Annotated in this window: 10 protein-coding genes and 1 pseudogene; 8 read left to right on the forward strand and 3 right to left on the reverse strand. The window is 43.4% G+C overall.

The features are described 5' to 3' along the window. Positions 1-297 (reverse strand): annotated as a pseudogene (locus VF500_RS09920) (hypothetical protein); the annotation flags it as partial. 313 nt (positions 298-610) lie between these two features. Beyond that, on the reverse strand, positions 611-1,027 hold the full coding sequence (locus tag VF500_RS09925; RefSeq protein WP_330859524.1) for a DUF1003 domain-containing protein: 417 nt from the start codon (positions 1,025-1,027) through the stop codon (positions 611-613). Between the two features lie 177 nt (positions 1,028-1,204). Here VF500_RS09925 and VF500_RS09930 point away from each other — a divergent pair, with 177 nt between their 5' ends. Together VF500_RS09930 and VF500_RS09935 are read left to right on the forward strand one after the other, a co-directional pair. Then, positions 1,205-2,716, forward strand: a complete 1,512-nt coding sequence (locus tag VF500_RS09930) for a lipase maturation factor family protein (protein WP_330859525.1) — start codon at positions 1,205-1,207, stop codon at positions 2,714-2,716. A gap of 82 nt (positions 2,717-2,798) precedes the next feature. Next, complete coding sequence (locus VF500_RS09935; protein WP_330859526.1) at positions 2,799-6,131, forward strand: FlgD immunoglobulin-like domain containing protein; 3,333 nt, start codon at positions 2,799-2,801, stop codon at positions 6,129-6,131. A 16-nt stretch (positions 6,132-6,147) separates the two neighbouring features. Here VF500_RS09935 and VF500_RS09940 read toward each other — a convergent pair whose 3' ends face one another. Further along, a complete protein-coding gene (locus VF500_RS09940) occupies positions 6,148-7,773 on the reverse strand; it encodes a hypothetical protein (RefSeq protein WP_330859527.1) in 1,626 nt (541 codons plus the stop codon). A gap of 162 nt (positions 7,774-7,935) precedes the next feature. Here VF500_RS09940 and VF500_RS09945 point away from each other — a divergent pair, with 162 nt between their 5' ends. The 6 genes from VF500_RS09945 to ilvB all read left to right on the forward strand — a co-directional run bounded on the left by VF500_RS09945 (position 7,936) and on the right by ilvB (position 15,350). Continuing rightward, positions 7,936-8,283 (forward strand): HopJ type III effector protein, encoded by a 348-nt coding sequence (locus VF500_RS09945; protein WP_330859528.1) that lies wholly within the window; start codon positions 7,936-7,938, stop codon positions 8,281-8,283. Positions 8,284-8,439: 156 nt separating this feature from the next. Further along, complete coding sequence (locus VF500_RS09950) at positions 8,440-9,303, forward strand: AraC family transcriptional regulator (protein ID WP_330859529.1); 864 nt, start codon at positions 8,440-8,442, stop codon at positions 9,301-9,303. 122 nt (positions 9,304-9,425) lie between these two features. Further along, positions 9,426-10,775: a TolC family protein gene (locus tag VF500_RS09955; RefSeq protein WP_330859530.1), complete on the forward strand. Its 1,350-nt coding sequence runs from the start codon at positions 9,426-9,428 to the stop codon at positions 10,773-10,775. A gap of 15 nt (positions 10,776-10,790) precedes the next feature. Further along, positions 10,791-11,834 carry an HlyD family secretion protein gene (locus VF500_RS09960; RefSeq protein ID WP_330859531.1) on the forward strand — a complete coding sequence of 348 codons (1,044 nt, stop codon included), beginning with the start codon at positions 10,791-10,793 and terminating at the stop codon, positions 11,832-11,834. 2 nt (positions 11,835-11,836) lie between these two features. Then, a complete protein-coding gene (locus tag VF500_RS09965) occupies positions 11,837-13,438 on the forward strand; it encodes an MFS transporter (RefSeq protein ID WP_330859532.1) in 1,602 nt (533 codons plus the stop codon). A 175-nt stretch (positions 13,439-13,613) separates the two neighbouring features. Continuing rightward, the gene (ilvB, locus tag VF500_RS09970; protein WP_330859533.1) at positions 13,614-15,350 is read left to right on the forward strand and encodes a biosynthetic-type acetolactate synthase large subunit; all 1,737 of its coding nucleotides are present in this window, start codon (positions 13,614-13,616) and stop codon (positions 15,348-15,350) included. The last annotated feature ends 215 nt before the right edge of the window (positions 15,351-15,565 follow it).

Raw genomic sequence — 15,565 nt, forward strand, 5'->3', positions numbered from 1 at the left:
GATAGAAAAGCTGTACTTTCCATCATGCGGTTTAACTTCCGATACGGGGCGTGCACTACCGAAAGCATAGGTAAAACGGCCTATCAGCGTATGTGTGCCTGATTTTTGAACTTCCAGCCATGAAGGCAGACTTTTGCCGCCTTTATCGATAATTATATCCCATCGCCCTATAACTGCAGGGTCTTTTACTTGCTGAGCCCTGGCTCCTGAAATTATTAAAAGCAACAATCCCGCTATAAACTGTATGCGGATAAGTCTGCGGGTTAGGCTTTGGTTGGTGGTAGTTTGGTTTCTCATAATAATTTAAATCTACAAACTATCATCCAATATTTGATTAAACGGTTGGTTTTTGTAAAAACCATGCAGGGCTGTTCGTCAATAGATTAGTGATCATTGGGTGGGGGGTAACAACGGATATCCTGTTTTTTTTGCTATGGCAATGAGGGCACAGATCGGGTGAGTTATATTGAAAACAACGGAGAGTTAAGGAACCATTATGCAAAATAGTTTCGATTGATACCTACCTTCGTCCTCTGCAAAAGGTCTCCGAAAAATACCAGACCAACTATCCCGAAAGGCAATTGGCCTGGTGTTCCTAACCGGCAATAGATTATTTTTTATCCATTTTTTCAAGCAGTGCCAAAATTTTATCGAGCTTGTCTACTTCAATAGTGTTCAAGCGCAGTTGTAATTCTTCAATCTCCTTTTTCGCTTCTACATTGGTACGAAAATCCTCGTTGGCCTGGGCGCGGTCACGTTCATTCTGTCTGTTTTGGGCCATCATAATGATTGGTGCGGCGTAAGCTGCCTGGGTCGAAAACAATAAATTCAATAAAATGTAAGGGTAGGGGTCCCAATGGCCCACAAAAGCCACAACATTTAACGCCATCCAAAATGCAACAATTAGGGTTTGAATGATGATGAACCGCCATGAACCCATGCCTGCTGCTACAGAGTCGGCCAATCGCTGACCAAAGTTCATTGATTCGATATGCCTTTGATACCAGTTTTTTTTATTGTTTGACATTTTTAAGAATTAAGATTTAATATAATAAATATATAAAATTAATTATCAGGGCTACTTTTATTGTAGGGAACACGCTAAGCCGGGGCAAAAAATTTTATTGTGGCCCCAATACCCAATTGGTAATCAATATTTCTATCCGTAATCTTCAAATCTCTGTAACTTTAAATACACATTACTATGTTAGATAGCCAAGAACATACACCTCAGTACTGGCTTACGCGCTTTGTGCTCCTGCGTTTGCTGGGCGCAGTCTATGCGGCTGCGTTTCTTGTGGCTATCAACCAGGTACTGCCATTGATCGGTTCACATGGGTTGTTGCCGGTAGATAATTACCTGCAACAGGTAAGCACTGCGTTGGGTTCAAAGGGAGCGGCTTTCTTCCGGTTGCCTTCGCTGTTTTGGTTTTGGCATTCAGATTTTGCATTGTTGCTGGTTGCATGGGCAGGCTTGATCTTATCATTAATTGTTGTGGCTGGTTATGCCAATGCGCTTTCGATGGGTATGTTATGGGTGTTATATCTATCCCTTGTACATGTTGGGCAGGATTGGTACGGTTACGGCTGGGAGATCCAGCTTACAGAGACTGGTTTTCTTGCTATCTTTTTGTGCCCGCTACTTGATATGCGACCTTTTCCCAGGCGCCCGCCGCCTTTGCTCATCATTATTCTATTTCGCTGGCTCATCTTCCGGGTCATGTTCGGCGCGGGGATGATCAAGTACCGTGGTGATGCCGTGTGGCGTAATGGAACGGCATTGTATTATTATTTTGAAACCCAGCCCATACCGGGGCCGCTTAGCCGCTGGTTCCACTTTTTGCCACATGCGCTGTTACGGTTAGGTGTCTGGTTTAACTGGCTGGCAGAATTACTGGCACCGTGGTTTGTTTTTGGTCCGCGCCGGGGTAGGCATATTGCCGGTACCATCATCATCCTGTTCCAATTGGCGATCATCCTGAGCGGCAACCTTTCGTTTTTGAACTGGCTTACCATTGTACCTGCGCTGGCTTGTATGGATGATAGTTTTTGGGCGAAAATTTTACCGGGTGTGCTTGTACGCAAAGCTGCGAAGGCTGCCCAGGAGGCAGAGGTTTCTACGCCCATGCAATATACTGCGATAATAGTGACTTGCATCGTCGGGATACTCAGTTTTCAGCCGGCGTTCAATCTCTTGTCACCTAAACAAATTATGAATACCTCGTTTGATCCCTTAGAACTCGTCAATACTTACGGGGCATTTGGCAGTGTGGGGCAGGAGCGTTTCAATGTAGTTTTTGAAGGAACAAGAGACCTCAATCCCGATAGCGCCAACTGGAAAGCTTATCCTTATAAAGGCTTGCCTGTGGCGCTGGATCAACCGCCGCCACAGGTAGCACCTTACCAGTTACGGCTGGATTGGCAAATGTGGTTTGCCGCAATGTCAACAGCCGATCAATACCCATGGACGTATCACCTGGTCTGGAAACTGCTGCATAATGACCCGGGTGTAGTTGATTTATTTGCCGGCAATCCTTTTCCGGGAAAGCCGCCGCGTTACATCCGTGCAGTTATTTACCGTTATCGCTTTGCCCGCCCCAGACGCAATGATGGCCCTTATTGGGAACGGGAAAGACTGGGGTTATGGCTGCCGGTGCTTTCTGTTCAAAATCCGCAATTTGTGGCCTACCTAAAAGGCCAGGGTTGGATAAAATAGTATTGTCACTAATAAAGTACATTTCCACAAACGATATTAAGATAGCTTTGTAGTACACATGGTATTATAACAGAGCCATTTAATGATAACAATCTCTCAGTTTATAAAAAGGGCCCGAACCTGCTTTACTGCTATTGCTTTATTTACCGGCGTTTACTTTGCGCTCATGCAACGTGCGTTGGCTCAGGACGGAACCAGATTTACTTTTAAACTTGATGGCAACGCAAAAACCAGTGCCGGCATATATTCAAAAGAGGGGACCCTGGTACGTACACTTTGGAGCGGCGTAACCTATAATGCCGGTACTCATCAATTTACCTGGGACGGTATTGATGATGATGGTCGCCTCGCTGCAAACGGCAGTTATGAGGTCAAAATATTATCAAACAATGTGAAATATAAATGGGAGGGCGTGATCGGCAATACATCTGATTCTCTTAGCGGCACATCTGTTCACCATGCTATTGAGCGGATGTACGGGATGGCCATTAGCGGTAATAATGGATATTTTGCAGTTGGGTATAACGAACAAAGCGGCAGCACTTATAAATTTAACATCCGCAGCCCTCAAAAAAAGACAGCAGTATTGGGTAAAGGGTTATCTGTAAAGTACGTGGCTACAGATGGCATAAATGTTTACTGGGCAGGTAACGATGCCGGTGTTGTTAACAACTGGATGGTGTTTGGTACTAAAGTAGCTAATGATTCGGAGAGTAGTTTTTCCAGCGGACAGCCTGCTGCCACAAAATATGGCCGTAAGTATAAAAGCGTTATTGATAATATAAATAATGATAAGTCGGAGATCTCAGGCCTCGCCGTCCAAAAACATGGCAGGTTTCTTTTTGTCGCTCATAAAAATCTGAATGAATTGCATGTGCTTGATAAAACAACAGGTGCCCTCGTACAAAAACAATCATTTGACACACCGTTAAATATAACCGCCGACGATGAGGGACATGTTTGGCTCATCTACGCTAAAAATGGTAAACGGATAGTAGAGAAATTCGCTGTCGATGCCGGTGGAAAGTTAAATTCATTGAACGTTACACCTGCCGGATTACTATATCCGCTTGCGCTGTCAGTAAGTCCAAATGGTAAAAACCTCCTGGTTGCAGATGGCGGTGATAGCCAGCAGTTAAAAGCATTCGACGCCAGTAACGGCAAATCATTGTGGACGTATGGTACTGCCGGTGGTTATGCAACCGATCCCAATGTGCATAACGATAAGTTTTATTTTAACGAAGCTAAAGGCCCGGGCACTTTTATTGCCTTTCAGCCCGATGGTAGTTTTTGGGTGGAAGATGCCGGTAACTCAAGGGCACAGCATTTTGCACGCGACAGAAAGTTTATTGACCGCATCATGTACCTGCAAACTTCCTATAGTTCGTTTGTTGATGCTAATGATCCCTCGCGCGTGTTTTCTGATTACCTTGAATTTAAGGTGGATTACAATAAGCCACTGGCGGCTAACAATGGCTCATGGCAGCTGGTGCGTAACTGGGGGCATAATATCCCGGCCGAATATGATGATAAATACAACAGGCTGCGGGGCGTTACAACATTAAGCAACGGTAAAACCTATGCTTTGCTGGCGCATAGGATTAGGTCGTTTTTTAGTTGGAAACTGGTTGAACTACCCAAAACCGGGCCGATGCGAATAACCGGAGTTGATATCCCTATGGATAATACCCAGCTATACCCGGATGGTTCACTCTATAAGGTTTCAACATTCAGGGCAGGTGTGCCGACCATTTTTACTAAGAGAGAGCTCTTGAAATTTACACCGGATGGTGATCCTATCTGGGGCCCGCAAAATACTATCGCCCAAACCCAACCGGCTGAATCTACAGATCCGGGTTACCATGGCAATAATACTTTATTGAGATCGGGCGAGATCACTTCATCCGGCGTTATTTCATTATTTGATGGTACCACGACCAATTGCTGGCACCTGGGGGGGATAAAAGTTGGAGGTAATAAATTGCTTTGGCGCACAGCGATGAGCACGACTACGCAATATTGGGGGCCATTCCCATCGGATGGAACTTTTGATATCGGTAACCATACCAATTACCCTGGCTGCATTGCCATGGCAAGCGGGCGCAGTATCTTTTGGGGATATCATGGTGAGTTTTGGAAAAATAGTGAAGTAAACAAATGGACACAGGTTTATGACGACGGCTTATTTATTGGCCAGTTTGGCGTTGCCGGCCCCGAAGCCGGAAGTGGTGAAGCAGCCGCCGAGATGGCCGGTAACTGCTTTGCTGCATCTGTAGTAAAATTACCTAATGGCGATACTTATTTATATCATAACGATGAAAGCATGCATGGCGGCGTACACCGCTGGAAGATCAACGGGTTAACAACTATAAAAGAGCAGGTTATTCCTATCAATTTGGCTGTTAATACCCATGGTTTTTCAACTAAAAATATAATGACAGCTTCGGGGGCATCGCTTAGTTATAACGGTTTTGTAAGTCCCTTGTATTCGGAGCAATATGAGTTCTTTTTGAAAGGTGATCATATTGCCGATTGCAGACTGTGGGTTGATGGGAAATTAATAGCTTCCCAAAATGGCAATCCCGGGATTGCTTTAGAAAAGGGGGCACGTTACGCCGTACGTTTGGAATGTCCGGCAGGAGTGGTTTTGAATAGGTCTATTCAGTTTTATTGGAGTAGTGCCAGTCAGCATGAACAGGTAATTCCTGACGAACAACTTTATAGTTTAAAACCAGCAGGTGAGTCATCAACCATCCAACTTATGGATGATCTTCCATATAACAGCACACTTGAAAATAACCGCTACGGCTGGAAACGGCAGCCGGCTACGGATGATAGCACAAATAAATACACCCAATGGTGGAATATACACACCAATATTAAAACGTACCGCAAAACCAACCCCGATATTTACATCGACTTTAGGCAACAAAACAATCAGGCTATTTTAAGCCGCGAGCTTGGTAATCAGGCTAACCTTGCTTCCTGGACATTATCGGGCATTGTTAATTACACCCAAAACTGTGTTAACGTAGGGGCCGGCAATAGCTTTGATGAAAAGAATGGCGTTTACTTGGAGGTATTGGATAAAGCACAAAAAGTAATAGCCCGTATGTTTTTACACTCCGCTTATTACCGTGGCGATGTGAGTTTATTGGTAAATGAAACCCCTGTTTACAAGCTAAAATACGATGGCGTAATAAAGTTAGAAGACCGCTGGCCGCCCATTACCATAAAAATGGCTAACGGCCACTTACAGGCTGCTTACAGCAATAACAAACTGCTCGAAATTCAAAGTTTTGATAAAAAAGCGGATCTTAAAAGCCCGGCATCTATACGCTTAGTTTGCTCATCGCTCAATAAAAAAGGGGGCTATACATTGGGTTTGGATGCATGGAAATTTGAGAAGAAATAGGTAAAAGCTATGGATCTTAATTTCCTGAATCTGTTTTTACGTTTTCGGGGATGGTTTCGCCGAAATCCAGTAATTTGTATTTTGTAGCATACATATATTGTTGTGCGTTCAGGTAAATTACGTAGCTGTCCGAAAGACGATAGAAGTTGCCAGTCAAATTATTTTCCTTGCTCAGCCCTTCCAGGTAGGCAATGAATGTAGCATCCAGCCAATCGTTTGCAGTATTAAACTTTTTAGAATGAGTTTTTCCTTTGCATAGATATTGTAGTTTGATGCCGCCCTTTACTTTTTGTTGAGTGATCTTTGTTGGGTTAAATGCACCATGTGTTATCCTGGAGAGATGATTTAACAAATCTTTATATGGATAGCCAGCACTCATCCATAAGGAATCTAAAGGATAGACCACCCCGGGGAAATTTGATAACAATTTATTCATCGAAAAAAAGTCGTCCGCTTCCGCATCGTCCGTTGCTTTATTGATCTCTTCTTTTGAAAGATGGTTGAAAAGGCCAATATTCTTCCATGCCGCAATTGTGCTGTCAACCCTCACAGATGTTAATGTGTTATCGTAATTGTCCATGCTTACCGTCATGTAAGACATACAGGGATCCTTCATAAATACTTCGATTTGTTCTTCCCGTAAAGCGATAAGGGCAAAGCGACGGGTGTTATCGTTCTTCGAGCTGGTATGGCTAAACATTGGCAAGTGCAGTCTGTATGGCGATTGCTGGTCTGTCAGAACCTTATTGAATATCCGGTAGTAAAATTCGGCGAATATGTCGATAAAGTGTAATTGCCCTTGCTTGTTGTTGAACGTAGATACAACACTACTATATTTATAAGTTTTTCCGTTGCAAACTAAACTCACCTTATATTTACTTGCAGGGAAACTTGCTATAGATGAGGAAGGATCAGGTGCTGTGGTATAGCTAAAATCCGTAAAATGAAGGTTTGGCAGAATTGAAGAGATGTCGCGAAGAAGTTGCTCCAACCATAAGCGCGGGTCATCAGGATATTTATTGAGATCAAATACCCGGTCCAGCTCACAATAATCATTCAACTGAAAGGCCGATTCTATTTTGCCGTTCTTGATATCGTCCTGTAAACGTATAAAAGACGAGTCGCTAACAATACCGTTCTGATGTAATTGCTCTGCAACGGGTAGCAGTTTTGGAGGCGTCAGCCATTCCAGGCGTGCACTCATTTCTGCTAATGTCCCCGTCAACTGCACTTCAGCCACATAACGGCTACTATCTATATCTTTTTGCGCATAAGTGTAAACCCTGTCGGTTAGTAATCCTGCGTTATTGATTTTCACCAGTTGTGAGCGGAGGTATCTGTTAATACTGTCCTGGCTTTTTTTATGAAGGATACCGCTACTGTAAGCATACATAATTCCTGTTTTGCGGGGGTTAATATGAAATGTTTTTTGCAATATAATACTATACAGGCCCCAAAGGATCAGAGAGCGATCAGAAGCATAGTGCGACTTATCCCTGAGTTCACGTTCCAGTATGGGGCGTTGTTTAGCCGTTATAATTCGATATTTTATGAGAGAGTCAATAGCCGCGGATGACGATTGTCCGCAAACCCTGGTAAACAAGCCGCAAAAAGTGATCAAGAGGATAAGGTAACGTTTCATAACAGCACTGAATATAAAGAAATTTGATGCATCATGAAAGTGCACATTTACAATAAAGGGGTGCCAAATTCAGATGCCACCTTCATCCGTTCTCTCTAAATTTAAATCAATAACCTGTGCTGATAACGGTTTTTAAATTTATTTTCGCAAAAAACTCTCTTAATGAAAGAACAATTATCTGCTTTACTTACTGCCTTAAAAGAAGGTACTGTAACATTTAATGAAGTTATCGAATTTATAACGACGAATTACGAGCATCAGCCGACAGCATTTAAAAATGGCAATATTTACAATGAAGCCACGCAGAACCAGGGCAGCGCCAGGGTTTTCGCATTTGCTCAAATTAACAGCCTGAGTGAGGCAGATACGCTTTATTTATTTGCAGAATACTACAAGGCGGTTCTGACAACTCCTGACGGTTCCGACCATCAGAATATCCGGCAATTTATGGCTCATGGCTGGCCGGGAATTGTGTTTGAAGGTGAAGCCCTGGTGCCTAAGTCTGCGTAAGCCCGAACGGATCTTTATAAACCGCCCCTGTTGTAAACGGGGGCGGTTTTCGATTTAGAATTTCATCGGCCCTCTTCGGTTTAACACACTTTTTATATAAAAAGGCAAAACGACCAAAAACAAGCCTAATGTTGTAATTTTGCATTGATGGATCCCATGAAAACCTTTTCGCTTTCAAGACACAGCCGGTTGTTCTCTGTGCCTGATAGTAATAAGGAATATCTTTTCGTTAGTTCCGGCAATAGTCCATATCACGAAGAGCCGTACCGGGCAGAAAGCTACGCTATTGTTTATATAAGGGAAGGCGGGGTAAAACTAAACACCGGCCTTACCGTTTGGGATGTTAAAGCACCATCAATTATAACCTTAGCTCCCTCAGTCATCAGGTATTTTACCAAGAGCAGCGACCTGCTTAAAATGGATGTTATATTTTTTAAAGATTCATTTTTATTGGAGCGGCACGCCGATCTTTTCTTTCTTACCCGGTATGACTTTTTTGAAAACAGCGACCTTCATGTTTTGCCATTGGATGAACCTGGCGCTGATAAATTCAGGAGGATCTATGAGCTTATTCAGCTAACACAATCCGGATCAGGCTACAACCAGCCCGATATCATTCGAAGCTACATTTTTTCCCTTGTTTATGAAGTTGACGCGTATCATTGGCAGCATCTTTCTAAAATATCATCGTCTGTAAAATCCCACCCTTTATTTGCAAAATTCAGGCATCTCCTAAGCAAGAATTATAAGGAGGAACGTAAGCTTGATTTTTACGCAGATCACCTTCATTTAACCCCTAAATCTCTTTCGGCAGCCATTAAAAAGCAATCCGGCAGATCGGCAGGAAAATGGATCGATGACGCCATTATCCTGGAGGCTAAAGTTTTGCTGCAGAATAAAACACTCACCGTATCGCAGATCAGCGGAATACTGAATTTTTCAGATCAGTCTGTTTTTGGAAAATTCTTCCGGGCAGGAACCGGAATGTCGCCGGTTGAATACCGAAAAAAATTCGATTGAAATCCATCTCTTCTTTGAAATCAACATAAGCCATTTCGACGAATACTGAGTCTGTTCGGTCTACTTTTCCCTGTTGATTAGGGGGAGATTTGTCATATCAAAACTTTAAGAGGGTTTGAAACATGACAAATTTAAAAAATCATATCTTATTGGGTTTCGTTTTAATGATGACTATTCTCATCTTAAATCCAATAACGGCCCGTGCCCAGGAGCACCAGGGCAATAGCTATAAGCTTACGCTTACAGAAGCAGTACAATTTGCTAAAAATCAAAATAAATGGGTACAGGCTGCAAACATTGAAGAAAGCGCCGCCGTCGAAGATCGTAAGGACGCTTTCAAAGCGGCATTACCAACTGTTAATGTTGGAGGCTCGTATCAGCGGTTCTCAAACTTGACGCTCTTTTCACAGGGGCTTAGCCATGCCACCACAATATCCACACCGCCAACGGCTAATGCTGCCAATTTAGGGGTTGATGCATCCTTTAATATTTACAGCGGCGGAAGGCTTAGGGCATTGCAAAAGGAACAGTCTTCGCACTTAAATGCAGCAAAGCTGAATGCACGTGATCAGTCGGGAAATATTGCTTTACAAACAGCGGATCAATACCTTGACCTGGTTAAACTCAACGATCTGCAAAAATTTATCCTCGATCAGCTTAAAAGAGCACAAACCCGGTTGAATAACATTAATACGCTTTACAAAAATCAAAAAGTTACCAGAAGTGATGTTCTGCGGGCCGAAGTGACATTGTCAAACGTTCAGCTTGCCTTGGAGCAAAATGAAAACGATATCACCATCGCGAACCAGAAATTGGATGTTTTAATGAATGTTCCTGATTCTGTTCGGATCTCGCCGGTTGATTCGGCCGGGATGCCCAAGCCTGAAGCGCTTTCGCTGCTGCCGTTTATCGAAGCCGCCGGGGTTTCGTCATACAGCGTGCAAAAGGCAGCAGAAAATGTGGAAACGCAACGGGCAAGACTCAGAGTTGTGCAAAGCGCTAACATGCCAAGTTTAAGTTTTTACAGTGCCTATGGCATTAATTACCCTAATTTCCTGGTCTTTCCGCCGGTTAACCAGGCTTATGCCATCGGTTTTGTTGGGCTGAAAGCACAGTATAGCATCTCATCGCTTTACCACAACAAAAGTAAGGTGGCAGCGGGCAAGCTCCGTGTAAAAGAACTGGAGGTACGGCAAGAGGCTTATACCGATGAGGTAAAAACAGAGATCAAGTCTTACTATGTAAAGTACGCCGAAGCGCTTACCCGCATTTCGGTTAATGAGCACTCTGTAGCGCAGGCACAGGTCAATTACCGGATAGTGAATACCAAGTATTTAAATCAGCTTTCCCTGTTGACGGATCTGCTTGATGCGGATAACCTGTACCAGGAATCGAGGTTTAACCTGGTTAAAGCACAAACTGATGCACTTGCTATTTACTATCACATCCTTTATACCAGCGGGAATTTATAATCAACAATTAAAAAAATGAAAAGAGAAAATCATAAAACGCATCCGGGTAATATCATTATCACGGTTATTGCGGCAGTTTTGTTAGTTGCAGGGGCTGTGTATTTTTTTCAGTATTTGAAATACAGCAAACACTACGAAGAAACTAACGATGCCCAGGTGGAATCATATATTAACCCGGTTTCGGCAAGGGCCGGTGGTTATATCCAGCATGTTTATTTTAACGAACATCAACTGGTTAAACAAGGCGATACACTGGTTATGCTTGACAACAGGGAGTATCGTGCCCAACTGGAGGCGGCAGAAGCCGCCATGGACGATGCCCATGCCCAGCTAACCGTGCTTGCAGCCGGAGTTCGCTCGGCCGAAACAGGTACGCATATCAACCAGGACCAAATCAAAGGTGCGCAGGCTAAATACGTACAGCAGCAACAGGATATCAGGCGATACACCAACCTGGTGAAAGAAGATGCTGCTACGGGTGCCGACCTGGAACTGGTTAAAGCACATTATGACGTGGCCGAAAGTGATTACAGTGCTGCAATAAATGGCCTGAAGACCAATGAGGCACGAATAGCAGAGCTAAAAACGCATTTCGGTGTATTGCAGGCAGACGTAAAGCGTAAACAAGCTGCACTGGAGCTGGCAAGGCTTAATTTATCTTATACCATCATCCGGGCGCCGTACACCGGCAGGCTGGGGCGTAAAAATATTTTAGAGGGGCAACAGATCCAGCCGGGGCAACCATTGGTGAGTATCATTAACGAAAAAGAAAAATGGATTACCGCAAACTATAAGGAAACACAAGTGGCTGGTATGTATGTAGGGCAGCCTGTAGAGATAAGAGTAGATGCAATAAATGATAAAATATTTAAAGGAAAGATCATGGCTATAGCAGGATCTACCGGTTCTCGTTTCTCGCTTTTACCACCCGATAACTCTACCGGGAACTTTGTTAAGATCATTCAGCGGGTACCCGTAAAAATTGAGTTTGCAGATGAACAGTCGGCTAACGTAGTGCCCGGAATGAACGTGACCGTAGCTGTTAAAAAGAAATCATAATCATGAAATCGGTATACTTTAAAGATTGGATAACAGGCTGGCATTGGGGCGTGCGCATTGCGTTGTTCATGATTTTGCTGTCGGGCCTGGTACAGCTGGGGATGTTTGTGCTTACCCAGAATTATATTGTTGCTTATCTCGGTGCACAGCCGGAAGATATTCAATTTGGAGTTATGTCAACTTACGCCGGTATTATTACTGTTTTACCGGTACAGTTTCGGTTTTTCAAATACTTTCAAACACGGAGTTATTTATTGGCAAGTATGATGCTGGCCATAGTGCTGAACTTTGTGTGTTTGCACTGCCAGGATATTACTTTGTTTCTTGTGATAAGGTTCTTTCAGGGAATTGTGACAGGGAATGTGATTGTGTTCGGGCTATTGCTCATCTTTTCGCGTTTGCCATCAGAACGTGTACAAACAATAGCACCGGCGGTATTTTACGGAACCTTGCTGAGCAATACTGTATTGATCGGTTTTGTTGGTGGGGTGGTTGTGGAATCGGCAGATTGGAAGGTTACTTACTATTACCTTATAGGGTTTCAGATGGTAACGCTACTCATCACCTTGCTCATGCTGAAGCGGTCGTCGGTACATAAGCGCTATCCACTGTATCAAATAGATTGGGGCGGGATGGTGATATTTGCCTTTAGTGCACTTTCACTGGCTTATACAATTATTTATGGGTCAAAATATTATTGGTTTGATGACCCGCGGATTTGTTACAGCGCTTTTGCTACAGTGATTGGATCGTCGTTGTTTTTATACAGGCAACACATCGTAAAAAGGCCGGTGGTTCATCTCGGGGTGATCAAATCAAGGAATTTTGTAATTGCCGTTTGTTTGCTTGCCATTTACTATGGATGTAAGGACAGTATCAATCTTATTTATGGTTACGCGGGTGGTGTACTCAAGTGGAGTGCGCTACAGGTGATGGTACTTGCCTTATGTAATATAACGGGGATGGTTGGCATGCTGGTGTTTGCAGTTCGACTGCTGCTTGCAAAAAAAATAACGATCAAGGTGCTGCTGATAGTGGGATTTGTGTTGATGGGAGCATTCAATATATGGATGAGCTTTTTATTAACGCCCGACTTATCATTTACCGATCTGCTATTTCCGGTATTTATGCAGGGCGTAGCTTCAGGACTTTTGTTCGTTCCCATTATGATATTTGTACTTACATCGGCACCGGCCTACACAGGTACAACCGGCCTGGTAATAGCGGCATGTACGCGTTTTACCTCCACTTTAAATTCATTCGCAGGGTTTTATAACCTGCAATTGTACTTTAATCAATATTTTAAAGAAGGCTTTCTTGGATACCTTACGTCTGATAATCAAAATACAATTGTACGTTTAAATACCTACCGGGCGCTTTATACCTCAAAGGGATTTTCAGCAGATCAAGCTTCGGGTTTAGCCAATGCAGCTATATGGCAAAATCTGACACAGCAAAGCCAATTGCTAACAAATCGGGCAATGTTTATGGTCTTCGCGATCATAACACTTGTGCTTGCAGCGGTGATCCTTGTGATCCCCGCCATTGGTAAAACATATGCACACTGGAATAAACGCCTGATCATGCCCTTTAGAAATCTGTAAAGTGGCTACCGCATTGGCTGGAATGATAAAAACTTTGGCTATGTCTGAAAAAAGATACTGGAACGAGCGGTCTAAATTTGCAATTGAGGTTATATGAATCTTGCTTGAAATCATACAGCGCACAGATTCGGGAATTAAACCACGGCACATATTCAAAAAACGAAAACTAAACGAAATGAAAACTGCACAACAGGAAGCAACAGCAATATCAACGAGTGAAACGAAACAGATCTCTGGATCGGTAGCTTTGTTGGAGGCATTGGTTGCCGAAGGCGTTGATACTTTTTTTGGCGTACCGGGAGGTGCCAACATTGCAATATATGATTCGCTGTACTACTACAATGAAAAGCTCGAACATATTTTAGTCCGGCATGAGCAGGGCGCTATTCATGCGGCACAGGGATATGCCCGCACATCAGGGAAGGTAGGGGTTGCCCTTGCAACAAGTGGACCCGGTGCAACAAATATGATAACAGGTATCGCCGATGCCATGATAGATAGTACTCCCGTGGTTTGTATTACCGGCCAGGTTTATGCACATCTTTTGGGCACCGACGCCTTCCAGGAAACGGATATCATCAATATAACCAGTGCTATAACTAAATGGAACTATCAAATAACGGATGCTGAAGAAATTCCGGGTGTTTTAGCCAAGGCCTTCTATATCGCCTGCAGCGGTCGCCCGGGTCCAGTGCTGATTGATATAACCAAGAATGCACAATTGCAGTTATTTGATTATAAGGGTTATACTAAATGCGATCATATCCGGAGCTACAGGCCAAAGCCAATTGTACGCCCTGAATACATCGAAAAGGCGGCCGAATTAATTAACCAGGCTAAAAAGCCATTGGTGTTATGGGGGCAGGGAGTGATTTTAGGTGGTGCCGAGGCTGAGTTTAAAGCGTTCATTGAAAAGTCGGGTATCCCAAGCGCATGGACAATTTTAGGTGTTGGAGCAATCCCGGGTGATCATCCGCTTAATGTTGGGATGCTGGGCATGCATGGCAACTATGCGCCTAATGTATTAACCAACGAGTGCGATGTGCTGATTGCGATAGGAATGCGCTTTGATGACAGGGTTACAGGCCGTTTGGATAAATATGCCAGGCAGGCAAAAGTGGTTCATTTGGATATTGATCCCGCCGAAATTGATAAAAATATAAAGTCGGCAGTGCCTGTTTGGGGCGATTGTAAAGAGACTTTGCCAATGCTCACTGCTTTAATTGAACAAAAGGAGCATACTGATTGGCTGGCTGAGTTTAAAACGCGCTACAAGGAAGAATACGATATCGTTATTGAGCTCGAATTAAACCCAACATCGGGCGAAATAACTATGGGAGAGGTGGTGCGTCATCTCAATGTGCTCACTAAGGGTGAGGCCGTTATTGTATCGGATGTTGGCCAGAACCAAATGGTAACATGCCGCTATGCAAAAATGGATAAACCCCGGAGTAATGTAACCAGCGGTGGTTTAGGTACCATGGGCTTTGCCCTGCCTGCAGCAATCGGCGCGAAATATGGCGCTCCCCACAGACCTGTAATTACAATTGCTGGTGATGGGGGCTTTCAGATGACTTTACAGGAGTTAGGCACTATCATGCAAAACAAGGTGGATGTTAAGATCATCGTATTGAATAATCGCTATTTAGGAATGATCCGCCAGTGGCAGGAGTTGTTTAGTGATAGCAGGTATTCATTTTCGGACCTCGAAAGCCCTGATTTTGTAACGTTGGCTGCCTCTTACCGGATTAAAGGGAAATGTGTATCAGATCGTGAGGAATTACCGGAAGCTTTAAATGAAATGATGAACAGTAAGGGCCCTTTTTTACTTGAGGTAATGGTAACAAGAGAAAATAATGTTTTCCCGATGGTGGCCCAGGGATGCAGTTTAAGTGAAATCAGGCTTAAGTAATTAAAAAAGCTAAATGGTAATATAAGAGTACCAAAATTATTAAAAGAAATACCCCGGAAGATAATTGTTGTTTTAATTGTTGTTTTGATTTGAACGTATCTACCCTGTTATATGGGGTAGATCGTTCTTTTTATTGATCGAAAGCCCGGGACTAAATAACCATCTGAATTGATTTTTGAGATTCAGAAATTAGATGAAATAAATAAAATGAGTTT

It is taken from the genome of Mucilaginibacter sp. (assembly GCF_036383575.1).
Taxonomy (GTDB): Bacteria; Bacteroidota; Bacteroidia; order Sphingobacteriales; family Sphingobacteriaceae; genus Mucilaginibacter.

What these genes read in the sequence shown, in the direction of transcription:
- VF500_RS09955 (WP_330859530.1), top strand. Translation starts at nt 9,426, where the DNA reads ATGACAAATTTAAAAAATCATATCTTATTGGGTTTCGTTTTAATGATG.
- VF500_RS09965 (WP_330859532.1), top strand. Translation starts at nt 11,837, where the DNA reads ATGAAATCGGTATACTTTAAAGATTGGATAACAGGCTGGCATTGGGGC.
- VF500_RS09945 (WP_330859528.1), top strand. Translation starts at nt 7,936, where the DNA reads ATGAAAGAACAATTATCTGCTTTACTTACTGCCTTAAAAGAAGGTACT.
- VF500_RS09950 (WP_330859529.1), top strand. Translation starts at nt 8,440, where the DNA reads ATGAAAACCTTTTCGCTTTCAAGACACAGCCGGTTGTTCTCTGTGCCT.
- VF500_RS09930 (WP_330859525.1), top strand. Translation starts at nt 1,205, where the DNA reads ATGTTAGATAGCCAAGAACATACACCTCAGTACTGGCTTACGCGCTTT.
- VF500_RS09925 (WP_330859524.1), bottom strand. Translation starts at nt 1,027, where the DNA reads ATGTCAAACAATAAAAAAAACTGGTATCAAAGGCATATCGAATCAATG.
- VF500_RS09940 (WP_330859527.1), bottom strand. Translation starts at nt 7,773, where the DNA reads ATGAAACGTTACCTTATCCTCTTGATCACTTTTTGCGGCTTGTTTACC.
- VF500_RS09935 (WP_330859526.1), top strand. Translation starts at nt 2,799, where the DNA reads ATGATAACAATCTCTCAGTTTATAAAAAGGGCCCGAACCTGCTTTACT.
- ilvB (WP_330859533.1), top strand. Translation starts at nt 13,614, where the DNA reads ATGAAAACTGCACAACAGGAAGCAACAGCAATATCAACGAGTGAAACG.
- VF500_RS09960 (WP_330859531.1), top strand. Translation starts at nt 10,791, where the DNA reads ATGAAAAGAGAAAATCATAAAACGCATCCGGGTAATATCATTATCACG.